Genomic DNA, 23,987 nt, shown 5'->3' on the forward strand with positions numbered 1-23,987 from the left:
ATATATAATTAGCGGACTTCGCAGCAGGGAGAGATCAAAACATGACGAAAAAACGAATGTTATTTATTGTGTTAGGCTTATTGCTTTTGATCAATGCCGGGTGCTCCGGTTCAAACGAATCTCGAAATGAAACAAAGGCCCGGGCGAAGACGGAAACTGCGTCAGCTAAGACTGCTCAAGGAAATGAGGGCCTGCCCAACATAAGAATTTTAGCCACAGGGGGGACGATTGCCGGAGCGAATCAGTCCAAAACGTCGACGACCAATTATAAAGCGGGCGCAGTTGGGATTGATACGCTCATTGAAGCCGTTCCGGAAATGAAGGATATCGCGAATATCAGCGGAGAACAAGTGGCAAACATCGGCAGCCAGAATATGACCAATAAAACGCTCCTGAAATTGAGCAAGCGCACTGCGAAGCTTTTAGCTTCAGATGATGTCGATGGAATTGTCGTCACTCACGGAACGGACACCTTGGAAGAAACGGCTTATTTTTTAAATCTCGTCCTCAAAAGCGATAAACCCGTCGTTGTGGTCGGATCTATGCGGCCTTCCACAGCGATTGGAGCCGACGGGCCTGCCAACTTGTACAATGCTGTAAAGGTCGCTGCGAGCAAGGAAGCTTACGGGAAAGGAACCATGGTGGTGCTGAATGACCGGATTGCTGCGGCAAGATATGTGACGAAAACCCATACGACAGCTCCTGACACTTTCAAGTCGGAAGAAATGGGTTACCTCGGCAATATTGCCGACGGCATCTATTTTCATAATGACATCACAAAAAAGCATACGAAAGATACCGATTTTAATATTTCCAAGATCAATCAGCTTCCTCAAGTCGACATCATATACGGGTATCAAAACGACGGGCGCTATCTGTTTGACGCTGCAATCAAGGCGGGAGCGAAAGGCATTATCTATGCGGGAAGCGGAAACGGTTCAGTCTCTGACGAGGCGAAAAAAGGGGCAGTCGCAGCGGTGAAAAAAGGGGCGGCAGTCGTGCGTTCTACACGCACCGGCAGCGGGGTCGTCACGCCCAATCCTGATCTTGAAAAGGAAAACATATTGGCTTCCAACTCTTTGAACCCGCAGAAAGCCCGGATTTTGCTGATGCTGGCGCTGACCAAAACAGATGATCCGAAAAAGATCCAGTCCTATTTTGATGAATATTGACGAGAATCCGCCGGGGAGCCCGGCGGTTTATTTAAAGATCGAGCGCTAAGCGAACCATATCGATGCAGCGCATGCCGTTTTCGTATATCGGTTTCTCGTAATGCCTCAAGAAAAAGTCGCGGTCGATGCCGGTGATTCTAAATCCGCATTTTTGATAGAGCGCAAGCTGGCCGATGCTTGAATTCCCGGTTCCGATTTCAATTGTCTTAAATCCTTGTGATTTTGCCGTTTCAATCGCATGCATAACCAATTGTCTGCCGATTCCTTTTCCCTGCAGTTCTTCTTTGACGGCGATATTGACGAGCTCTGCTGTTTCTGGTCTCGTCGGCAGCAGCACATAGACACCGACAATCCGGCGGTCGATTTCTGCTGTATAGCATTGTCCCCGTTTGAGATAATCGATAACCAGTTTTTCGGAAGGGTCTGCCGTCAACAGTAAATCAAGCGGCGGCTCATGTTCTGGGTGTAACCTTCGAATATTCATTTCACTCATCTCCTTTTTGATCTAAACTGAAAACATTGAAATCCTCAAAAGGCTCATGCACAATAGTAAACACAAGCGAACAGTAAAGTGAGGTACTGATATGAATATATCTGACTATATGAAGCATGATGCAGTTGCTTTATCTAAGCTTATCAAACATGGGGAAGTAACGGTGAACGAATTAATCGATGCTGCTTTTTCCCGCCTTGAAGAAGTCAATCCAGAACTGAATGCGGTCGTTCGGACGAGAAAAGAACAAGTCAAACATGAATGCAGACAGCTCGATATCAGACAGCAGCCGTTTGCCGGGGTGCCGATCCTTTTAAAGGACATCTCCCAAGCGTTGAAAGGGGAGTCTCTTACAGCCGGCGCCAAGCTGCTTTCATCTTATCAACCAAAGCGCGATTCGAATTTCGTTGCTAAATTGCGCGGCGCCGGCTTTTTATTTCTCGGCCAAACGAATACGCCCGAATACGGATTGAAAAATATTTCTGAGCCTGAATTATACGGGCCGTCGCGAAATCCCTGGAACACCGATTATTCACCCGGCGGTTCAAGCGGCGGTTCCGCTGCAGCGGTGGCGGCCGGAATCGTTCCCCTTGCAGGAGCTAGTGACGGGGGAGGCTCCATTAGGATCCCCGCTTCATTTACCGGGCTATTCGGTTTGAAGCCGACCCGGGGCAGAACGCCTGTAGGACCGGGCGTCGGGCGGCAATGGCAGGGAGCATCGATCGATTTTGCGCTGTCCCGTACGGTCAGGGACAGCGCTGCGCTCCTTGATATCCTGCAAACCGTTCAGCCTGAAGCCGCTTTTCAAACGCCTTTATTTCCGGGCCATTATGAAGAGGATATGAAAAAAGGGCTGGAGCGCCCGTTGAATATCGCATTTTCTGTAGAATCACCCGTCGGAACGCCTGTCAGTGATGAAGCCAAACAAGCCGTCCACCGCACCGTTAAATGGCTGGAAGCGCAGGGACACCGCGTCGAAGAGCAGGCGAACGGCGTTGATGGACTCCGGTTAATGGAGAACTACTACTTAATGAACAGCGGCGAAATTTCCGCGATGATTCTGGGAATGGAAAAAACGCTTGGAAGAGCGATCACTGTTCAGGATGTTGAAATTGTCACATGGGTGCTTAATGAAGCAGGCAAAAAAGTGTCGGCAGCCGAATTTACGGCAAGCCTTGCTTCCTGGGATCAAGCAGCTGCACAAATGGCGGCGTTTCATGAGACCTATGATCTGTATGTGACCCCTGCAACGGCTTACCCCGCTCCAAAGGTCGGCGAGCTTACTCATACCGAAAAAGAAGCCGAAGCGCTCCTGAAAGTGAGTGAGCTGGAAAAAAATGAGCAGCAGTCGTTGATTTATCAAATGTTTTTGAAAAGCTTGACATATACACCATTCACACAGCTTGCCAACTTAACCGGACAGCCTGCGATGAGCGTCCCGGTCCACCTCACAAATGAAGGTTTACCGCTCGGTGTTCAAGTGACGGCACCGAAAGGAAAGGAACATTGGCTGCTTCGCACCGCACATTTATTAGAGCAATCAGACTTATGGATCGGAATGAAAGGCAATCCGATGTTCGGCAGTCTGTAACCGAATAAAAGAAGACCGGCTGTTAATCAGGCCGGTCTTCTTTTGGATCATACAGTTTTTCGAGCTCGTCAACCAATGTTCCGACATACGCAACTGCCTGGCGTATCGGTTGATCCGTCGACATGTCAACACCCGCGTGTTTCAACAGGTCCAGCGGTTTCATTGTACCGCCTGTTTTTAAAACGTTCAGCCATCTCTCGACGGCAGGGCGGCCTTCTTCTTTAATTTGCTGCGAGACGATCGTCGATGCTGTCAGCCCGGCTGAATAGGTGTAAGGGTATAACCCCATGTAGTAGTGCGGCTGACGCATCCATGTTAAACCTGCCCCTTCATCAAGCTTCACTCCGCTGCCCCAGAATTCGGACAGCACGGCGGTGGTTTGTTCAGACAGTACGGAAGCGGTAAGTGCGCACCCTTGTTCGGCGAGTTCGTAGACTCTCCGCTGATATTCCCCTTCAAGCAGATGGGTGACGAAATTGTGGTAATACGTGCCCATCAGTTGGTTGATGACCCAGCGCTTCATTTTCGGGTCATTTGTTTTGGAAAACAAATGCTGGGCGAGAAGCATTTCGTTCATTGTAGAAGGCGCTTCGATGAAATATAGAGACGGTCTGACATTCATGATGCGCTGCTTGCGGTTTGCCAAGTAGAAATGACCGGCATGACCGAGTTCATGGGCAAGGGTAAAGGCGTCCCGCATCGTATCCGTCCATGTCATCAAAATGAAGGGATGCACTCCGTACGGACTTGAACAAAACGCACCCGTGGATTTGCCGATGTTGTCAGCGAGATCAACCCACCGCTCAGTCAATGCGGTTTCCATGACTTCCGCGTACTCGGGTCCCATCACTTGTAAAGCGTCCAAGATCATCCGGCCGGCCTGTTCGTAAGTCGTCTTTGGACTGAAGTCGTGGTCAAGCGGAGCCTGCAAATCGCAGAAGCGCATGTCGTCGAGGTCTAATACGCGTTTTTTCAAGGCGGCATACTTGCGCATATGAGGTGCAAGTTCGTTTTTAATCACATCAAGCTGGTTGTGGTACATTTCGAGCGTGACGCTTTGCGGCTGAAGAAGCATATCGGTGGCGGATTGATATCCGCGAAGCCTTGACATGCCGACCTGTTTTTTGACTTCTGTTTCATAGACGGCGGCGATGGTATTTTTGTATATTTGCAGGGTATTTGTAAAGGAGTCAAAGGCGGTTCTGCGAATATGCGTATCAGGAGAGAACATGTATTTTCCTTCATATAACGCGAACGAATTGGCCAACTCATTGCCGTTCCGGTCCTGAATTGGTGAAAATTGCATATCTGCAAGCTTCGCCATCCCGAAAATTTTGTACGGTGCATCATGCACTTCGCCTAAAACGGCTAACGCTTCCTCTGTTTCGGGAGCAAGCTTATACGGCTTGCGCTCCATTATCTCGGACAGCATTTTGCTGAAAGGCTCCAGTCCTTTCTCTTTTTTTATGTACGTCTCCACTTGATTTTCGGGGAATTCGAGAATTTCCGATTGGATAAATGAAAGCCCGGCGTTTAGTTTTGCTTGAAGTGCGGCCATCCTTGAAGCGTCGGCTTGGTTGAGGGGGTTTGTCAAATCTTCGGACTTTCTGAGGTGAGTATAGGCGGCGGCCCGGACTAGGCGCTCTAGCAGTTTTTCCTGCAGCATTAAACAATCGAGCAACACGTCAGCTCCTTCGTGAAGCCTTCCTTTAAATGAGCCGATGGATACGAGATCTTCCTCAATTTTCACAAGTGCGTCTTCCCAAGCTTCATAAGAAGAAAATAAATCAGTAAGATTCCAAGTCAGTTCCTGCGGCACCTCAGAGCGCTTCGGTCTTTTTTCTGCCACTTTTTCCAATGTACAGCCTCCCCTTGAAAATATTTCGTGTTTCTAATTAATTATATAAAAGACGGCAGCAGAATGAAATAAAAAACGACGGTTTCTAATGAAACCGTCGTAAATCATCCATTATTGAGCATTGCGGTTTCGTCCGCCCATACTTCTCATGACAAGACTGACGATGAAAATCAAAATGATCGCACCGATCAGAGCCGGAATGATATTAAATCCGCCGATCATCGGACCCCAGCGTCCCAAAATCATGGAGCCGAGCCATGAACCGATAAATCCCGCGATAATATTTCCAATGATTCCTCCGGGTACATCACGTCTGATAATGAGGCCGGCCAGCCAGCCTAAAATTCCGCCGATGATCAATGACCAAATAAATCCAAACATTGAACAAAACCTCCTTGTTTTTTAGACATTTTCAGCCTTATACCTATCTTTTGGAATTCGTGAATAAATATACAAATTTTCTCTAAATGAAACCATTCGGGCGAACAAACGTATGGAATACGGACACCTGGAACAGGCATAAGACGCTTAGATCAAGAGAGGAGAGTAAAATGAGACAGCCTATAAAGGAATTAAAAGGCTTTCGGGCATTTGCCCTGGAAAAAATGAAGGAGTGGAACGTTCCCGGAGCCGCTGTTGCAGTCATTAAGGAAGACGAGATCATCATGGCGGAAGGGTTTGGATTCAGGGATAAAGAACGAAAATTAAAAGTGAACCCGGAAACGGTATTTGCGATCGGTTCCGCTTCCAAGGCATTTACAACGGCGGCGATGGCGGTTTTGGCTGATGAAGGGAAAATGGAATGGGACAAGCCGGTAAGGGAATACCTCCCGGAGTTTAAGATGTATGATCCGGTGGCAACCGAACGGATGACTCCCCGTGATCTGGCGTGCCATCGTTCGGGCCTCCCAAGACACGAAATGATGTGGTATAATTCCTCCTTTTCAAGGGAAGAGCTTTTCAGACGGCTCCGCTACCTTGAGCCGAATCTGGATTTTCGATCAAAATGGCAGTATCAGAACCTGATGTACATGACGGCCGGTTATCTTGCAGGAAGAATAGCGGGAACGACATGGGAGGAGTTTGTTCATGAGCGGATTTTCAAACCCTTGCATATGACATCCAGCAGCTTCTCGGTCGAAGTTATGCAAAAGCTTTCCGATTTTGCCTTTCCATATCAAGAGAAAAACGGAACAGTTGAAAAAATTCCTTTTCGCAATATCGATGTGATCGGGCCGGCTGGATCGATCAATTCCAATGCCTTGGATATGGCAAATTGGGTGCTGCTTCAGCTTGGCAGCGACAAATTCAGCGGTGTTCTATCAGAGGGAAGCCTTCATGAGCTGCATACGCCTTGCATTTCCTGCGACTCCATTCTTAAAGCGAAGGAACTCCCTGTCTGCAGCTATGGGCTCGGCTGGTTTGTTGAACCGTACCGTGGCCGTCATATGATTCATCATGGCGGAAATATTGACGGTTTTTCATCGCTTGTTGCTTTCATGCCTTATGAAAAGATCGGGATTGCCATTTTGACAAATATGAACGGCAGCTTTCTCCCAAATGTTCTGGCGTACAATATTTTTGACCGCTTGCTTGGATTGGAAGAGATCGATTGGAACGGCCGGCTGAAAGGCGAAGCGGAAAAAATAATGAAAGCGGCTTTAGGGGTGGATCGAACCGCGGATCTTACCAAAATTGAAGGAACGAAGCCTTCTCATGACCTGAAGGACTACACAGGTGTATACGAGCACCCCGGCTACGGTGAAATCAAAATAGAGTGTAAAGACGGTATGTTACAGGCGCTCTTCAATTCGTTTGTGATGCCTTTGAAGCATTATCATTACAATATATTCGAGATGAAAATGCCGCTCACGGAGATGGCGATGCTCTCATCTTTCAGCGCTGATATACACGGACATATCAGCCGCCTTTCCGTACCGTTTGAAATGGCGGAAGGCGCTGGAGAAATCGAATTTGTCAGGAAGCCGGATCAGCGGTTGTACGATCCTGAATTTCTTGCTTCTTTAACGGGCGAATATGCATTGGAAGACGGAACAGATGTCGTTGTGTCTTTCAGAAACAACCGGACGCTCTGGGTTTCATTGCCCGGTCAGCCTGATTACGAACTTGAGCCTTACCGTGAGTTGACATTTCAAATCAAAAACCTGCCGGGTTTCAGCGTCCGGTTCGAAGCCGGCGATTCCGGACAGGTAACAGGTTTGCGCTTCATCCAGCCGAATGGAGAATTTCCTGCTGTCCGGAAATAGCAGCAGAAGACATATTTCGATTTATTTCCCGAGAAATATACCAAGTGTGAGCCGCCTAGTCACTCCTGGACGGCTTCCAGCAGTAAATCCGCCAGATGAACAGCTCTCACTTGGTTTGTAAGCCCCGCTCGTTCAATGCCGAGCTTCATTTGCAGCAGACATCCGGGATTAGCTGTAACGATCGTAGCGGCCCGGGTCGCTGCTGCTGCTTCCATTTTTGTATCGAGAATTTTCATCGACATTTCGGATTCGACAATGTTATAAATACCGGCTGATCCACAGCAGCTTTCGGCATTTTTCATTTCCTTGAATTCAATGCCGTTGATGCTGCGAATAAGGTATCTCGGCTCAGCGGAGGTGTTCATGACATTTCGCAAATGGCACGAATCTTGGTAGGTGACGATTTGCTGCGGCAGTTCAAGGGATCGCTGATCAAAGTTCAGCTCCAACAGGACGGAAGAAAAGTCTTTCAGTTTCCCTGTAAAAACCGCTGCCCGTTTCCGCCATTCAGAGTCATCTTTCAGGAGATGATCATATTCCTTTAAAAATGCTCCGCATCCCCCTGCATTTGTCACGATAAAGTCCGCGTTTGAATCCTCGAATGCCTGAATATTTCGTTTTGCGAGCAGGATGGCCTCAGACTTTTCGCCGCTGTGTCCGTGGAGGGCACCACAGCAGGTCTGCTGTTCGGGAATGATGATCTCGCAGCCGGCCAGCCGCAGCAGCTCGATGGTTGCCATATTCGTATCTAAAAACAACGTATCCATGAGGCAGCCCGAGAAAAAGGCGGCCCGTTTTTTTCTCTCTCCGATCGCAGGGAGCAGGTGCGGCCGTTTTTTCAGCTGTTTCATATCGGGAACCTTCGGCAAAACAGCCTCCATTTTCGCGAGATGGTCCGGCAAAAGACGAAGTAAGCCCGATTTGCGAATCACATTTTGCATGCCGGAACGCTGATACACGCCGAGTATTCCAGTCAGCGCCCTGATTCTGTTTTGGTGGGGGAAAAGCCCTTTGAATACCGCGCGGCGAAGCACTTTAACCGGAAGGGTGTGTTTTTTGTTCTGCTGAATAATATCCCTCGCTTCTTCAAGCAAGCGCCCGTAGTTTACGCCTGAAGGACATACAGGTTCACACGCCCGGCAGCCGAGGCAAAGCTCCAGTGACCGTTCGACATCCTCATCAGGCTCAATCGCCCCATCGACGACCGCTTTCATGAGCGCGATGCGTCCACGCGGTGAATGGCTTTCCTGAAAACCGGATTCGATATAGGTGGGGCATGACGGCAGACAAAAGCCGCAGCGCATGCAATTCAGCAGCTCTTCCTCGTCCATTCTTTGTTTAAACTGCTGTTCAATGACCTTTCTTTCGTTAGCTGTCGTCATTTTGTCACCACCACCCGCTTGCGGGAGTCTTTCGCAAATATCTTCCCGGGATTCATGATGCTGTTAGGATCCAGCGCCTGTTTTACCGCCTTCATGGCGGCGATTCCCGCTTTGCCCAGCTTCAGTTCCAGATAAGGAGCTTTCATTTCGCCGACCCCATGTTCTCCGGTGATTGTTCCTCCCAGCTCAACCGCTTTTTTAAAGATGTCTTCAAAAGCCTGTTCGACCCGTTTCATTTCTTCACTGTTTCTGACATCTGTCGTACAGGTCGGATGAAGGTTGCCGTCGCCTGCGTGCCCGAATGTACAAATCGATATTTTGTGCTTTTCGGCGATCGTATTAATTGCTTTTACCATTTCGGCAATTTCAGAGCGCGGTACCGTGGCATCCTCCAGAATGGTCGTCGGCTTTAAACGGGCTAAAGCGGAAAGTGCGGTGCGGCGGGCCTCCCGAAGATTTTCCGCTTCAGCTTCTGTTTGCGCGGTTTGAACGGACACAGCATTTCCTTTTGTGCAAATCTCTTCAATCAGGGCAATGTCACGGCGGACTGCTTCCTCGGTGCCGTCCTGTTCGATCAGGAGAACCGCTTTGGCATGGACGGGAAGGCCGATTTTCGCGAAGTCTTCAATCACCTGAATCGTGGGCTGATCGAGAAATTCGAGCGTCGTCGGAATGATTTTGTGTGCGATGATATTTGAAACCGTTTGGGCTGCAGAGTCGATATCTTGATAGAGGGCGAGGACGGTTTTTTTTGTTTCGGGTGCCGGGATGAGTTTCAATGTTGCTTCAGTAATGATGCCGAGCGTTCCTTCAGAACCGACGAAAAGACGCGTCAAATCATAGCCGGCAACGTCTTTGGCGAGTTTGCCGCCAGTGCGGATGATATCCCCGTTTGCGAGAACGACTTCAAGCGCCATGACATAATCGCGTGTCACTCCGTATTTCAGCCCGCGGAGGCCGCCCGAGTTTTCATTGATGTTGCCGCCGATTGTCGAGATCTTCATCGAGCTCGGATCGGGCGGATAAAATAATCCCTTTTCTTCAGCGGCGTGAATTAAATCAAGCGTGATCACGCCGGGCTGAACGGTTATCGTTAAGTTTTCTTCATCGATTTCTAAAATTCGATTCATATGCTTAAACAGGAGGACAATTCCTCCTTCAGTCGGGCATGTGCCGGCGCAAAGGTTTGTACCTGAACCTCTCGGCACAATCGGAATGCGGTGCGTGTTGCAGATTTTCACGATTTGCGATACTTCTTCTGTGCTGCGCGGGGCTATGACCGCGTCAGGCATCGATTGAAACTGGGGTGTCGCATCATAAGAATAGACGAGCCGTCCGGCGTTCGAATCGTCATAATTGACAGAGCCGACAATTTCAATCAACTGGGATTTCACTTGTGAGGAAATCATGTATGATCACATCCTTTACCAATTATTATACAAAAACAAACGCTTTCAAAAAATCATTCTTTTAAACTTCAAAAAAAAAGAACCCGTTTTCAAAGAAAACGCGGTTCTTTGCAGGAGGCATCAGGTTGCAAGGCTGATTGCCTGATTCAGCACTTTTGCTCCGTCCATCATTCCATAAGCCATTTGATCAATGACGGCCACGGGCGTATGATAAGGCTCGGCACGCTCTGTCATTTGCCCTTTTAAATACCGGACCTGCGGACCAATCAGTATCACATCAATTTCATCCAGATGACTTGGCAAATCTGCCTCCGCATATGCATTAATTTCGGCCTTCAATGAACGGTTTTTCGCTTCTTCCCTCATTTTTTTGACCAGTATACTCGTAGACATTCCGGCTGAACATACAAGTGCGATCTTCATTTTTCTCTTCCTTTCTGAAGCTCTTGATATAAATGAATCAATTCTTTCGCCAAATCTTTTACAGTCATGGCTGTCATTAAATGGTCCTGCGCATGGATTAATAATAGATTGGGTGAAAGGCCTTCGCCTTGTGCTTCTTTTTGCAGAAGGCGGGTTTGCGCCTGATGAGCTTGGCTCAGCTCCGATTCTGCTTCTTGTATTTTTTGATATCCGGTTTCCCATTCGTGTTGTTTCACAAGCTGCAATGCTTCCATTGCAGAAGAACGCGCATTTCCGGCGTGAAGAATGATTTCAAATGAGACCTGTTCCAATTGTAGTGTATCTGCCATAACATTCACTCCTTACTTATTCGTTTTCTGTCTGGTGCAAGGCGGAACGTTCTGCTGCTTTTATAAACGGGAGGTAGAGCAGGGTGGCTAGCACCAGGTTGAAGATTTGCAATAAGACTCCCCGGACTGATCCTCCGGTGACGAGATACCCGCTGACAATCGGCGGCGTTGTCCACGGAAGGATCGCGACAGTTTTCGGGACGAGACCGGAAGCCAAAGCGACATATGACGTAATCGTTAAAATTAATGGAATCAAGATAAACGGAATGAACATGATCGGGTTTAATACAATAGGAAGTCCGAACAGAACGGGCTCATTGATGTTAAAAAGGCCGGGTGCGAGAGACACCTTCCCGATCGTTTTGTAGTGCTTCGATTTCACGGCAATTAAAATGCCGGCAAGCAGAGCCAATGTCGTTCCCGATCCCCCCATAAATACGTAAGAATCGAAGAAAGGCTTTGTCACAATATACGGCACTTCAAAAGCGCTCATTCCTTGCGAGAATAAGTGTTGATTTTCCTGAATGAGCGGGAGGTAGACGGATTCCATGATCGGCCCGAGGATATTTGTTCCATGCAATCCAAAGAACCAGAGCAAATGATTCAAGAAAGTGAAAATCAAGGCTGACCCAACCGTGTTGGAAAGACCTTGAAGCGGCTCTTGAATCGTGCTGAAAACAAGCTCATGGATGCTTTGTCCCGAATAATGAACAATCAGAGCATTACATAGCCCGGCAGTTGATAAGATGACGGCAGCCGGCAATAGAGCATTCAAGGATTTTGTGACGCCGTCAGGCACTCCTTCAGGCATTTTGATTTTCCATTTCTCATTTTGTGAAAACAGCCGGAAGACTTCCGTCGACAGCAAAGCCACGATCAAGCCGACGAACAGGCCTTGTGCTCCCAGCCAAGTCATTGAAAAGCCAAAGTCTTCAGTGGTCGGCGTAAGCACGGCGAATGCGCCAATCCCGATTAATGCGGCAGACAGGCCATCTGTGTGATAGGACTCGGCCAGCTTAAAGCTGACAGCCGCAACGGCTAAAAGGCTCAACAGAGCAAAAGAGCCATTCCATATCGCCCCGCCGACAGCAGTCCATCCCTCTCCGAACAGGCCGGTCATAAAGTTTTGAAACGCCGGTATTGGAAAATTATTAACCAGGATGGCGAGGGAACCGATGATAATAAGAGGCATAATGGCGATGAATCCGTCGCGTATTGCAATCAGGTGTCTTTGGGAACCGATTCTTCCGGCGATCGGCATGATGTTTGCTTCGATGAATGCCATCATTTTATTTTGTTTCATGTTCACAGACCTCCTCAAAAAATTGCGGGAGGTAACGTTTATGCGCCTCGAGCATTTCATCCAGTACCTTTTGAGCTTTGTGATCAGAGGAGACCAACGGATTGGTGATCATGGCTGAATATGCCGTATTGTAGTCGCCGGTGACCGCAGCTTCAATCACTAATTGTTCAAATTTTTTCATCAGGCAGATCGGCCCGCAAATGGCAGCAGGCAGTTTTCCGACGGTCAGAGGAATCGGTCCGCTTTTTGTAATGACACTGTTGACTTCGATCACCGCATCATCGGGAAGGTCTGGTATGCTTCCTTTATTCAGTGTGTTCACGGTCTGAATATCCATTGAATGATGATAAAGCGAGTTCATTAATGAGCAGGCTGATTCACTATAGTAAGCCCCGCCGCGGCCTTCCAGTTCTTTAGGCTTCTCATGGATCTCGGCGTCTTTGTATTTCTCAAACAGCTGCCGCTCCACTTCCATGACGGTTTCCGCTCGTGTTCCGTTGTTATTGTACGCTTCGATATCTTTTGCGAGCGCATCTTCATGTTGATAATAGTACTGATGGTACGGGCTCGGAAGCATACGTAAAGACCGCAGAAATTGGCGATTCCACGGCAACGCCGCAATATTGGAGGGCGAGTAGCCGAGGTGATCATTCAACAGATGCTCAATCGTCTCTTCTGTCCGGTCGATGCCGTCGATCCATACCCTTTTTCCGAAAACAAAATGGTTGAGGCCTGCGAATTCAATCATGACGCGGTTCACATCCACGCCGAATATTTCTGCAATGCTATTTTTCATGTTGTAAGGAATATTGCATACCCCGACGACCTTTTGATGAGGTCCGTGCTTCAGCAAAGCTTCCGTCACGATGCCGGCCGGATTGGTAAAGTTGATCAGCCATGCTTCGGGACAAATCTTTTGGATATCGCGAGCGATATCCAGCATGACAGGAATTGTGCGGAAAGCTTTAAACATACCGCCGGCTCCGTTTGTTTCCTGCCCGATTAGGCCGTGGCTGAGCGGAATTTTTTCGTCTAAAGCTCTCGCCTTCAGTCCGCCGACTCTGATTTGAACCGTGACGAAATCGGCACCTTGCAACGCTTCTGCCCGATCTATTGTATGGCTCAGTTCGATGGGAACCCCCGCATGCCTGATCATTCGCTTCGCGAGTTCTGAGACGATGCGAAGTTTTTCTTTGCCCTCCTCGATATCAACAAGTGCAATCTCATTCACCGGAAATTGATGATGCCGTTTGATGATGCCTTCAATAATTTCCGGTGTGTAGCTGGACCCTCCGCCTATAACAACTACTTTCAGCGCCATAATCCCCCTCCTTCATTCTCTTTATATGAAAGCGCTTCACACAATTGAAACTTAACATGTCATAACAAATTTGTCCATACATATTTGTTATGACAAATTGTTTTTTTTGGGAACCTTTTGTGTTATTCTATAATTACGAACACACCCCAAAGGAGAACATGTATGGCGAAACAACCACAGCTCCACAGTCAAATTAAACAAGATATTGTAGATAAGATTGAAAGCGGTTATTATCCGCCTGGTAGCCTGCTGCCGACGGAGTCCGAGTTTTGCAAACTGTATGATGTCAGCCGGACGACGCTGCGGACCGCGCTGAATCATTTGCTTATGGAAGGGGCCATTTACCGAAAGCAGGGAAAAGGGACATTTGTCGCCAAAGGAAAAGTAAAGCAGATCTTGAGCTCCAGCAGCCTCCGTTATGCAGAGCAATTGAAGGCTCAAGGCTTTAAACCGAAAATCAAAGTTGTTGATTTGCAAAAAATAAAGCCGTCTGAAAAAATCCAAACCCTCCTCGGAATCGACGCTGAACAAATGGTCTATCAAATCAAAAGAATCCGCTATGCGGACGATGAAGAAATCCAGTTTGAAACAGCCTATATCAGAACGGATCTCGTCCCCGAAGTAACGGAAGAAATGGCGAATATTTCACTTTACCAGTGCATCAGCAGGCAAGGAAACAACATAAAAAGAACAGAGGAACAAATCAAAATTGTGATTTCTGATGAGGAGATTGCACAACATTTAAATATTACACAAGGCACACCTTGCTTCCAGATATCGACGCAAACATTTTTGGCGTCGGAAGAAGTCGTCGAGTATTCTATGGCCTATTTTCGCGGTGACCGTGTTGAGTTCTTCATTGAACGTGATTATGAACAAAGGGGGAATGAAAGGTGAAATCTCTAATCATAAATGCGGATGATTTTGGATTTTCAAGGGGAGTCAACCTTGGAATCATTGAAGCTTTCCAGCACGGGGTGCTCACATCGACTACGCTCATGGTCAATATGCAAGAAGCGGAGCATGCCGTCGAACTCGCACGGCAAAATCGTGAACTCGGAGTCGGCGTCCACTTGACATTGACGGCCGGGCGCCCGATTCTCGGCGGACTGCATACGATAACGGATGAAGAAGGGAATTTTCGCAAGCTTTTGTACTACCAGGGTTTCTTCGACATTGACCTTGATGAAGTATACCGAGAGTGGAAAGCGCAAATAGAGAAAGCTTTGTCTTTCGGTTTAAATCCGACACATATCGACAGCCATCATCATATTCATACATACGGAAATCTCCCTGAGGTGTTTGTAAAGCTTGCGAAAGAGTATGACCTGCCATGCAGAAAGGTCAATCATGATCATCCTTCACTGTGGAAGGGTGTAAGGTCGAACGATGCTTTTGAGCTGAAAGTCGATCGATTGAAGGATCTTTCGAGCATCCTTCGTGATTATCAAGACGCAGCAGTGATTGAAGTGATGTGCCATCCGGCTTACGTCGATAAATGTCTGCTTGAAAAATCGTCTTTCCATTATCCTCGGGTATATGAACTTTCACTGCTGACGGAACCTTCTCTTAAATCGGCTTTGCAACAATGTCCGGATATTCGTCTTACGTCTTACGCTAGTCTATGAAGAGGCTAGAGGCGCTGCTTCTATTCCTTAAATGGAGTAGAAAGCGGCGGTTGTGTAGTCAATGTCTTCAAGTTGACAGTTCAGAAAATTCTGATTAATATAGATTTGTCATAACAAATTCAGCAACCCTTCGCCATTAAAAAGTCTTCTTTTATACGCAAATGTATAGACATCTATACGTGTTTCACCCTCAGCACAACCAGCTTTTCCAAACGAACACACCCGAAATTTTAATGAAATCATGATGTCAATCTCATTTATGTAAGCGTTTTCCCTTGTTGGCTTCTGTGCAGCTGCAGCTATTAGATGACAAGGAAAAATATAAAACAAACAAAAAAGGCGGTGAGGAATAGGAGATTTCTAGTTTCATGGTTTGTCAAAAAAATTGGATGAAAAGGAGATGAACATCGTGTTGGTCAACAAAAGCAAAAAGTTTTTCGTTTTTTCTTTCATTTTTGTCATGTTGCTGAGCTTGTCATTTGTAAATGGGGAAGTTGCAAAGGCCGATTCCGGAAAAAACTATAAAATCATCGGCTACTATCCATCATGGGGTGCTTACGGAAGGAATTTTCAAGTTTGGGATATGGACGTTTCAAAAGTCAGCCACATTAATTATGCTTTTGCTGATATTTGCTGGGAAGGAAGGCACGGGAACCCCGATCCGACAGGCCCCAATCCCCAAACATGGTCATGTCAGGATGAAAAAGGAGTGATCGACGCGCCAAATGGAACAATCGTAATGGGCGATCCCTGGATTGACGCACAAAAGTCAAATCCCGGGGATGTCTGGGATGAACCGATCCGCGGCAACTTTAAACAATTGCTGAAGCTGAAAAAGAGCCACCCTCATTTGAAAACGTTCATATCGGTCGGCGGATGGACTTGGTCTAACCGCTTTTCAGATGTCGCGGCAGATCCTGTGGCAAGGGGGAATTTCGCCGCTTCGGCCGTTGAATTTTTAAGGAAATACGGGTTTGACGGGGTCGATCTTGACTGGGAATACCCGGTCAGCGGAGGATTGCCGGGGAATAGTACACGGCCGGAAGATAAAAGAAATTACACGCTGCTCCTGCAAGAGGTGCGTAAAAAACTTGATGCTGCAGAAGCAAAGGACGGCAAGGAATACTTGCTGACGATCGCATCCGGCGCAAGTCCGGAGTATGTGAGCAACACTGAGCTTGATAAAATTGCTCAAACCGTGGATTGGATTAACATCATGACCTATGACTTTAATGGCGGATGGCAAAGCATAAGCGCCCATAATGCGCCGCTGTTCTATGATCCAAAAGCAAAAGAAGCAGGCGTTCCAAATGCTGAGACCTACAACATTGAAAACACTGTGAAGCGCTACAAGGAAGCCGGTGTTAAGGGGGACAAATTAGTGCTTGGAACACCGTTCTACGGAAGGGGCTGGAGCGGTTGTGAGTCCGGCGGCCACGGAGAATATCAGAAGTGCGGACCGGCGAAAGAAGGGACATGGGAAAATGGAGTATTCGACTTTTCAGATCTTGAAAAGAATTATGTAAATCAAAACGGCTATAAAAGGTATTGGAACGATCAAGCGAAAGTGCCGTTTTTGTATAACGCGGAAAATGGCAATTTCATCACTTATGATGATGAACAATCATTCGGCCACAAAACGGATTTTATTAAAGCAAACGGATTAAGCGGAGCGATGTTCTGGGATTTCAGCGGCGATTCCAATCGGACGCTTCTCAATAAATTGGCAGCCGATTTAGATTTTGCACCGGACGGAGGCAATCCGGAGCCGCCTTCATCGGCACCTGTGAATGTGCGTGTAACCGGAAAAACTGCTACAAGTGTCAGCCTGGCGTGGGATGCGCCGAGCAGCGGAGCAAACATTACGGAATATGTCGTGTCATTTGAAAGCCGGTCGATATCTGTAAAAGAAACATCAGCGGAAATCGGCAACTTGAAGCCGGGTACGGCCTACTCATTTACAGTTTCAGCAAAGGATGCCGATGGAGAGCTCCATACCGGACCAACAGTAAAAGTCACGACGAATTCTGACCAGGCATGTTCATATGACGAATGGAAAGAGACGAACGCATACACGGGCGGAGAGCGGGTTGCATTTAACGGAAAAGTGTATGAAGCGAAATGGTGGACGAAAGGCGACCGGCCGGATCAATCCGGTGAATGGGGCGTATGGCGGCTGGTCGGAGGCTGCGAATAACAGAAAGTCAAATGGATAGAAAACGATAAAGAGAGATTTGGGAAAAAGCTTCTCACGTCTCTCTTTATGGACAAAGGAGTCTGAATAAACATGAAGATAGCCGCTTCATCTATTTTATCCTGTGTGCTGCTCCTTGCGCTTTTTATCCCGAACCGGCACATTTCTGCAGAGACTTCAAATGAACAACCGGACTGCCGTCCGGAAGGGCTTTGGGACTCAGGCGTTGAACATGTGCCGTACTGCGATGTATACGACCGGGACGGCCGTGAAAAGCTTGCCAATCAGTTAGACCGGAGAATCATCGGGTACTTTACAAGCTGGCGTACTGGAAAAGGCAATCAAGATCGTTATTTAGTAAATGATATCCCCTGGAAGTACTTGAGCCACATTAATTATGCGTTTGCCCACATCGGGGAAGATCATCGGATTTCAGTCGGAGATGAGACAGATGAGAACAACCCGTCCATCGGGATGACCTGGCCGGAGCATTCCGATGTAAAAATGGATCAAACCTTGCCGTATAAGGGGCATTTTAACCTTATCCATCAATATAAAGAGAAATACCCGAATGTAAAAGTTTTGGCGGCTGTCGGCGGTTGGGCCGAAACCGGCGGTTATGTTGACAGGGACGGGAAGCGGATTCCAAGCGGCGGCTTTTATTCGATGACAACGAATGGAGACGGATCTGTAAACCACAAGGGTATTCACACCTTTGCGGAGTCGGTCGTTGCGTTTCTCAGAAAATACGAGATCGATGGAATCGATATTGACTATGAGTACCCTACATCAATGCAGGATGCAGGGAATCCTGCAGATTGGAACATCGCCAATCCGCGGCGCAACGGGTTAAATAAAAGCTTTGAGGCATTGATGAAAATATTAAGAGAAAAGCTTGATCAAGCGTCCGCTGAAGATGGAAAGTACTACATGCTGACCATTGCAGCGCCATCATCGGCATATTTACTGAGAGGGATGGAAACGTTTAAGCCGCTTCGATATGTCGATTATGTCAATATCATGTCCTATGATCTTCATGGAGCCTGGAATGAGTTTGTCGGACCGAACGCTTCTTTATTCGATAACGGCGAAGATGCCGAACTCAAGCATTCCAACATATATACTACGCCGGAATACGAAGGGATCGGATATTTAAATACGGACTGGGCTTACCATTATTTTAGAGGAGCTATGGAATCGGGGCGAATCAATATCGGTGTTCCTTATTATACGAGAGGCTGGAAGAATGTGAACGGCGGAGTAAACGGGCTGTGGGGAACATCCAAAAGCGCAGATTGTCCTCAGGGACTCAGGCAATGCGGTGACGGAGCAACCGGAATCGATAATATTTGGCACGATAAAGATGAGCAGGGGAATGAAATTGGAGCAGGGGCAAACCCGATGTGGCACGCCAAAAACCTTGAAAAGGGCATTGCCGGTTCTTATCTGGAAAGGTATGGATTGAGCAAGGCTGATTTGACAGGCGCTTATCAAAGGCATTATGACGCGGGGCTGGCAGCGCCTTGGCTTTGGAATCCAGAAAAGAAAGTGTTTCTATCGACAGAGGATGAGGAATCGATCAAAACGAAGGCGGATTATGTCGTTGATAAAGGAATCGGGGGTGTCATGTTTTGGGATTTGAGCGGTGATTATGACTGGTATCCCGAACGAAACGGCAATAAAGGAGAATACGATATTGGCAATACTTTAACGAGCACGCTGTATCACAAATTCTCGGATACAACACCATACGATAACCGGCTCAGCACATCGCCTTTTCCTGATGAATCATTGGATGTAGACATAGAGCTGACGAACTTTCCATTAGGAGATCAAAATTACCCGATCCACCCGGTAATGAAGCTGATCAATAACAGCGATGTCACGATTACGGGAGGTTCTGTTATCGAATTTGATGTGCCGACATCCACTTCCCCTCGGTTTGGAAGCTGGAGCGGCGATCAAGTTGAAGTGATTGCTAAAGGGCATACGGGACCGAACATTGGCGGACTGACGGGAGATTTCCACCGCATCGGAGTGACTCTATCAAGCTGGAAAACGATTAAACCTGGTGAGGCGGCGGAGTTTCAGCTTGTTTATTATTTGCCGATCAGCGGCCCTTCAAATTTCACGATATCAATAGATGGAAAAAAGTACAGGCTTAATGTGAAGTAAGTGTGCAGCCGTTAGATATAACAGCCCGTTCCAAAAGGAAGCGGGCTGTCTTCGTGTGTTATTGGGCGCTGTTTTTCCAGTTGCTCAAATTGTCAAACACTTCTTTTGTAATCCGGGTGCCTCTGTTGTACGAAGAGCCGCCGTATACTCCATTTGTGTGGACGGCAAGCGAGCATGGACCGCTGCAGTTCGTTCTTGAACTGCTTTGTTCGAATACCGGTGAACCGCTCTGGCCTCCGTACGTGTCCATTGCATACTGCAATTTATACGTTTCGGAGATGGCAATCGGTCCTGAATGCTGCCATTGTGTGCCTGTTGTTTTATCGCCTGGATAACCGCTGATAGTAACAGTTGTCCCGACAAGTGATGAAGTGGTGTACGAGTATCCGAAGTATCCGACAGTATTGCCGATTGGTTCGCTTAGTTCGATTGCACCGTAATCGTAATTGGTGTTACCGCTTCTCCATCCTGACGGAATAAAGTAGCGCGTCGATTTAACAGAGCCGTAAGGGTAGCTTGTCCCGTTCCGTCCCGGCGAAACAGTAGCTGTCCCGGCAAATGAACCGCTTGATGTGTCATAGATGCAATGTCCGGCTGTTGCGACGGTTTTCGGACCGATCATCCATCCGGTGCACGAACCGATGCTGCTTGAAATATGAACGATCGCTCTGTACGGATATGCGCTTGTGTTGGTCACCCTTGTCCGATCATCAGAACCAATCACCGATTTAATGCTGTAAGGAGCTTTGGCGGAGGACTCTTTTGCCGTTTTTTCCTTTGTTTCATTCACTTTGCCGGTGCCTGTAAATGCCTTTGAATACGAGCCGTATTGATCGTTTTTCATGTTTGGATCATAGGTAACCGATGTTTCCGCTTTGTATGAAGGATCGCTTGAAACAGGAGAATGAGGCGATGGTGCGGCTTGGGCCGGGTGGATACCTAAAGAATAAATAGAAATACCAATGAGACCTGTGATCAAACCTCGTTTAACACTCTTTTTACTAACCAAATCGTATCACTTCCTTATTTTGTTGTAAGTTCAAGTTAGATATTAACAAAATAATTCTGAATTTTCCATATGTTTAAAAAAGATCATACTAGAGGCATGTATTAACATTTTGTTTGATCATATTGATACCGGGTAATGTACATGAAGAAAAGAAATTGAGGGGGGTTTAAGTTGTACAGTGATTTAAAAGGAAAAACAGCAATTGTGACCGGTTCTTCAAAAGGTATAGGCAAGGCGGTTGCAGAACGGTTTGGAAAAGAAAAGATGAATGTGGTTGTCAATTATCACAGCGATCCCGGAGGCGCACGGGAAGCCGTCGACAATATTCAAGCAGCGGGCGGAAACGCCCTTGCGGTAGAAGCTGACGTGTCTTCTGAAGAGGATATAAAAAAGCTGATTAAATCAGCAGTTGAACATTTCGGCTCACTTGATGTCATGGTCAATAATTCAGGATTTAACGGCGCAGAAGCCCTCCCGCACGAACTTGAACTTGGTGAATGGCAGAAAGTGATCGACGTTAATTTAACCGGTACGTTTCTCGGCGCACGGGAAGCCTTAAGATATATGGCGGACCGCCACATGAAAGGGAGCATACTCAATATATCAAGCGTTCATCAGCAAATTCCGAGGCCGAAAAATGTTCATTACTCCGCTTCAAAAGGCGGAATGAAGCTTTTGACAGAAACGCTTGCCCTTGATTATGCGGACAAAGGAATCCGCGTCAATTCGATCGCGCCGGGAACGATCGCAACCGAAAGCAATGAAGACTTGGAGGGAAGCCACAAGTCGGCACAGCTGAAAAAGATACCGATGAACGAATTTGGCGAGCCTGAACAAGTGGCTTCCGCAGCGGCATGGCTTGTGTCGAAAGAAGCCGCCTATGTAACGGGCGCGACTTTGTTCGTTGACGGCGGTATGACGCTTTACCCGTCACAGCTGGAATAGCAAGTGCATTTTTCAGCTCCCGTTCTGCCTTTTTCGAATGGCGGAATGGGGGTTTTTTATTGCGTCACCTTTTATATCCTGTTTTTGTATATAATAGTTAAAAAGATGAGTTTAATAGCTTTAATGCTATTACAACTTAACTAACAAGGAGATTATAATGCAAAACAATGTCGTTCACATTGCCTTCGGCGAATCTGCCGGCGGCAGTATCAACATGATGCTCAAACATTCGGGAGGAACCCAGGAAAAGAGTCTGATCGTCCTTCCTGAATTATTTTCCATCGGGCCGCTTCAAAAGCTGGAAGTCAAAGAAGGCAGGGTCAATCGTTATGAATGGTTGAAAACATATCTCAATGACCGATTTCACGAGCTTGGAGAGATATACAGCCGTTTTGAAGATGCGGTTTCTGCATTAAGCCGTATTCAGGAGCAAGCCTCCGTCTTTATGTGGACGGGCGATCATGCACACGAACAAACGGGCCTGAGATTTGTACATCATATCCTTCGGCAAATGAACCTGGCTGTTTTCCATCTGAATACGTCGAAGTACTTTCCCTATACCCGAAGTTCTGGTGAGTTGAATGATGAAAAACTGAGATTCATTTATGAACAAGGGGATCAGTCGGCTTTGACAGCCGCTGAAAGACGGGGCCTTGCGGAGGAATGGACAGCGCTGTCTCAGCAGACAAGCGTGTTGCGAGTATGGGAAGACGGCAGAATTAAAAGCGTGAAAGAAGACTTTTATGATTCGTTCATCATCGGCAAGCTCGCACAGCTTCAAAAAAACCGTTCAACCAATACCTTTATCAACTGTCCCCGCCTGATCGGCGAAGTCATTGGCCATCTGAAGGAGAACATCGGAGATGAATTCATCGAGTACCGCATTTTAGAGCTGATCCGCAAAGGCATTTTTGAGATGGAAGGCGTACCAAAAGGAATGAGATATTTTAGCATAAGGTTAAAATCGCCATTTAAGTTCACCATTTAAATCCAATTATCTCAATTTTCATGAAACGATTAATGGTATATTTCGTATACATAAGGAGACGAAAATGAAAGAGAGGTAGACAGGATTTGGTTCGTGAACAGTTAAAACAAAAAGCGCAGTCCATCAGTAAGGTTCCCTCACATTATCAGCTCATGATCGAAGATTACGGAGAAAAGGACGAAAAAGAGAGGCCGGTTTTTTTCGTCTGGCAGGATATTGAAGAGCCGGATCAGGACATATCGGTAGAGTTAGATCATCACGGCCGCTTAATCAGTTTGACAAAAGAGTATGAACCGGCGGTCGAGGAATCTCTTCCAGAGGAAAGGCTGCTGAAAATCGCCCTTCAGTTTACAGAACAGCATTACCCGAGTGCGTTTCATGAATTTGTTTACCATGAAAAGAAGGAAACAGAACAATTCGTCCGTTTTACTTATGTTCAGACTGTCCTTGATCTTCCGCTGCCGCAAACAGGCTTTTACGTCAAGGTCGCCAAGAACGGAGAGGTGATGGAGTTTCGCTATAACGGTGGAACAAGCTCTTTCTCCATTCCAAAGCAGATCGCTGATAAGGAATCGGTGACAGCCGATTATCTTAAACATATTCAATTCGAATTGGCGGTCGAAAAAGTCCGCAGTGAGCTTTATGAAGGGGGAGATGATCGCCCGCATCTCATTTACGAAGCAGACTTACCGTTTTTCAGCTATCCTGCCGATATCACGGAAAAATGCCATATGAAGCCTGCGGCGGATGAAGAGGAAGAGGAGAAAACATTGCCGCTCCCTTTGCTGCCTGAGGCTGACCGTCATGCTGATATCGATGACATGATCGGCTATACTCCTTCGATGCGGAAAATCCGTGAAACCGATATGGGAGAGTCAATTGGAACGGTATGGCGCCTAGGAAACGATCCTGAGCCAAGAGACCGGAGTATAGCCGGCTACTTCGAAACATGGAACAAAAATACGTTGAAAATCATGAAAGATAAAAAGTCAGGGAAGCTCAAAGGGGTAGCTTCTTTCATCAAATCAGAAGGACACCTTTCCTTGAGCGTGGAAGACTGCTTGAAACGGGCGCTGCAATTTTTGTACAAGCTTTATCCCGGCGCAGATCAGCTTTTTCGAATGCATCCGGCGGAAAATGACGGGGACAGGCAAAACGCTTTTTTTCAATTTGATCTTCAATACAAAGAGGTGCCGTTAAGGCTTGGCTCTGCCAATATCAGTATCAGTCGGACAACCGGCAGGGTCGTCGGTTATAACGGTCCGGAAATCGAGCCGGAAGCGCTGGCCGATCTGAGTCCTTCGCCATCTATTTCAGAGGAAGAAGCGAAAGCGGTTTTTGCAGCGGCATTTGATGTGAAGCTGCAATGGGAAAGGGATTACAGTCGGGAAAAGGATGACTTCTACAGGCTTATTTACCGGCCGGTCTACCCGTACTTTATCGATGCCCATGACGGAAAGGCGTTTATGAGCAAAAACATGTAATAAACGGCGGCTGGCT

Annotated in this window: 20 protein-coding genes; 10 read left to right on the plus strand and 10 right to left on the minus strand. The window is 47.2% G+C overall.

Annotation, left to right across the window (positions count from 1 at the left end; translation table 11 throughout):
- Positions 1-41: 41 nt before the first annotated feature.
- Positions 42-1,172: a type II asparaginase gene (locus MHB72_RS01730; protein WP_216921582.1), complete on the plus strand. Its 1,131-nt coding sequence runs from the start codon at positions 42-44 to the stop codon at positions 1,170-1,172.
- 31 nt (positions 1,173-1,203) lie between these two features.
- Here the strand turns inward: MHB72_RS01730 and MHB72_RS01735 are convergent, their stop codons facing one another.
- A complete protein-coding gene (locus tag MHB72_RS01735; protein ID WP_216921577.1) occupies positions 1,204-1,656 on the minus strand; it encodes a GNAT family N-acetyltransferase in 453 nt (150 codons plus the stop codon).
- A 100-nt stretch (positions 1,657-1,756) separates the two neighbouring features.
- Here MHB72_RS01735 and MHB72_RS01740 point away from each other — a divergent pair, with 100 nt between their 5' ends.
- On the plus strand, positions 1,757-3,256 hold the full coding sequence (locus MHB72_RS01740; RefSeq protein ID WP_216921574.1) for an amidase: 1,500 nt from the start codon (positions 1,757-1,759) through the stop codon (positions 3,254-3,256).
- Between the two features lie 22 nt (positions 3,257-3,278).
- Here MHB72_RS01740 and pepF read toward each other — a convergent pair whose 3' ends face one another.
- Positions 3,279-5,114: an oligoendopeptidase F gene (pepF, locus tag MHB72_RS01745; RefSeq protein WP_216921571.1), complete on the minus strand. Its 1,836-nt coding sequence runs from the start codon at positions 5,112-5,114 to the stop codon at positions 3,279-3,281.
- Between the two features lie 111 nt (positions 5,115-5,225).
- A complete protein-coding gene (locus MHB72_RS01750) occupies positions 5,226-5,495 on the minus strand; it encodes a GlsB/YeaQ/YmgE family stress response membrane protein (protein ID WP_017474015.1) in 270 nt (89 codons plus the stop codon).
- 170 nt (positions 5,496-5,665) lie between these two features.
- Between MHB72_RS01750 and MHB72_RS01755 the strand changes: the two genes are divergently transcribed.
- Positions 5,666-7,381: a serine hydrolase gene (locus tag MHB72_RS01755; protein WP_216921568.1), complete on the plus strand. Its 1,716-nt coding sequence runs from the start codon at positions 5,666-5,668 to the stop codon at positions 7,379-7,381.
- 59 nt (positions 7,382-7,440) lie between these two features.
- Here MHB72_RS01755 and MHB72_RS01760 read toward each other — a convergent pair whose 3' ends face one another.
- The 6 genes from MHB72_RS01760 to MHB72_RS01785 form a co-directional block, all read right to left on the minus strand.
- Entirely contained in the window at positions 7,441-8,763 is a 1,323-nt protein-coding gene (locus MHB72_RS01760) for a (Fe-S)-binding protein (RefSeq protein WP_023857784.1), read from the minus strand.
- The gene (gene glcD / locus MHB72_RS01765; protein WP_023857785.1) at positions 8,760-10,172 is read right to left on the minus strand and encodes a glycolate oxidase subunit GlcD; all 1,413 of its coding nucleotides are present in this window, start codon (positions 10,170-10,172) and stop codon (positions 8,760-8,762) included. The genes MHB72_RS01760 and glcD overlap by 4 nt, the downstream gene beginning before the upstream one ends.
- 120 nt (positions 10,173-10,292) lie before the next feature.
- The gene (locus MHB72_RS01770) at positions 10,293-10,595 is read right to left on the minus strand and encodes a PTS sugar transporter subunit IIB (protein WP_023857786.1); all 303 of its coding nucleotides are present in this window, start codon (positions 10,593-10,595) and stop codon (positions 10,293-10,295) included.
- A complete protein-coding gene (locus MHB72_RS01775) occupies positions 10,592-10,924 on the minus strand; it encodes a PTS lactose/cellobiose transporter subunit IIA (RefSeq protein ID WP_020450044.1) in 333 nt (110 codons plus the stop codon). The genes MHB72_RS01770 and MHB72_RS01775 overlap by 4 nt, the downstream gene beginning before the upstream one ends.
- 16 nt (positions 10,925-10,940) lie before the next feature.
- Complete coding sequence (gene celB / locus MHB72_RS01780) at positions 10,941-12,227, minus strand: PTS cellobiose transporter subunit IIC (RefSeq protein ID WP_216921565.1); 1,287 nt, start codon at positions 12,225-12,227, stop codon at positions 10,941-10,943.
- The gene (locus MHB72_RS01785) at positions 12,214-13,548 is read right to left on the minus strand and encodes a 6-phospho-beta-glucosidase (RefSeq protein WP_216921562.1); all 1,335 of its coding nucleotides are present in this window, start codon (positions 13,546-13,548) and stop codon (positions 12,214-12,216) included. The genes celB and MHB72_RS01785 overlap by 14 nt, the downstream gene beginning before the upstream one ends.
- A 162-nt stretch (positions 13,549-13,710) precedes the next feature.
- Here MHB72_RS01785 and MHB72_RS01790 point away from each other — a divergent pair, with 162 nt between their 5' ends.
- The 4 genes from MHB72_RS01790 to MHB72_RS01805 all read left to right on the plus strand — a co-directional run bounded on the left by MHB72_RS01790 (position 13,711) and on the right by MHB72_RS01805 (position 19,545).
- The gene (locus tag MHB72_RS01790) at positions 13,711-14,445 is read left to right on the plus strand and encodes a GntR family transcriptional regulator (protein WP_020450047.1); all 735 of its coding nucleotides are present in this window, start codon (positions 13,711-13,713) and stop codon (positions 14,443-14,445) included.
- On the plus strand, positions 14,442-15,176 hold the full coding sequence (gene chbG, locus MHB72_RS01795; protein ID WP_026580485.1) for a chitin disaccharide deacetylase: 735 nt from the start codon (positions 14,442-14,444) through the stop codon (positions 15,174-15,176). Before MHB72_RS01790 ends, chbG begins: the two co-directional genes overlap by 4 nt.
- A 400-nt stretch (positions 15,177-15,576) precedes the next feature.
- Positions 15,577-17,373, plus strand: a complete 1,797-nt coding sequence (locus tag MHB72_RS01800; RefSeq protein WP_023857789.1) for a glycosyl hydrolase family 18 protein — start codon at positions 15,577-15,579, stop codon at positions 17,371-17,373.
- Between the two features lie 90 nt (positions 17,374-17,463).
- Positions 17,464-19,545: a glycosyl hydrolase family 18 protein gene (locus MHB72_RS01805; protein WP_035337317.1), complete on the plus strand. Its 2,082-nt coding sequence runs from the start codon at positions 17,464-17,466 to the stop codon at positions 19,543-19,545.
- 58 nt (positions 19,546-19,603) lie between these two features.
- On the opposite strand, the gene MHB72_RS01810 is transcribed toward MHB72_RS01805, so the two are convergent.
- Entirely contained in the window at positions 19,604-20,554 is a 951-nt protein-coding gene (locus tag MHB72_RS01810) for a trypsin-like serine peptidase (RefSeq protein WP_195258638.1), read from the minus strand.
- A 171-nt stretch (positions 20,555-20,725) separates the two neighbouring features.
- Between MHB72_RS01810 and MHB72_RS01815 the strand changes: the two genes are divergently transcribed.
- The 3 genes from MHB72_RS01815 to MHB72_RS01825 all read left to right on the plus strand — a co-directional run bounded on the left by MHB72_RS01815 (position 20,726) and on the right by MHB72_RS01825 (position 23,971).
- The gene (locus MHB72_RS01815; RefSeq protein WP_020450052.1) at positions 20,726-21,499 is read left to right on the plus strand and encodes a glucose 1-dehydrogenase; all 774 of its coding nucleotides are present in this window, start codon (positions 20,726-20,728) and stop codon (positions 21,497-21,499) included.
- A gap of 157 nt (positions 21,500-21,656) precedes the next feature.
- Positions 21,657-22,487, plus strand: coding sequence for a DUF1835 domain-containing protein (locus MHB72_RS01820; protein ID WP_216921559.1), 831 nt, complete (start codon positions 21,657-21,659; stop codon positions 22,485-22,487).
- A gap of 86 nt (positions 22,488-22,573) precedes the next feature.
- Positions 22,574-23,971 carry a YcdB/YcdC domain-containing protein gene (locus MHB72_RS01825; RefSeq protein WP_216921557.1) on the plus strand — a complete coding sequence of 466 codons (1,398 nt, stop codon included), beginning with the start codon at positions 22,574-22,576 and terminating at the stop codon, positions 23,969-23,971.
- Positions 23,972-23,987: the final 16 nt, after the last annotated feature.

The organism is Bacillus sp. FSL K6-1284 (genome assembly GCF_038002625.1).
Classification (GTDB): domain Bacteria; phylum Bacillota; class Bacilli; order Bacillales; family Bacillaceae; genus Bacillus; species Bacillus paralicheniformis.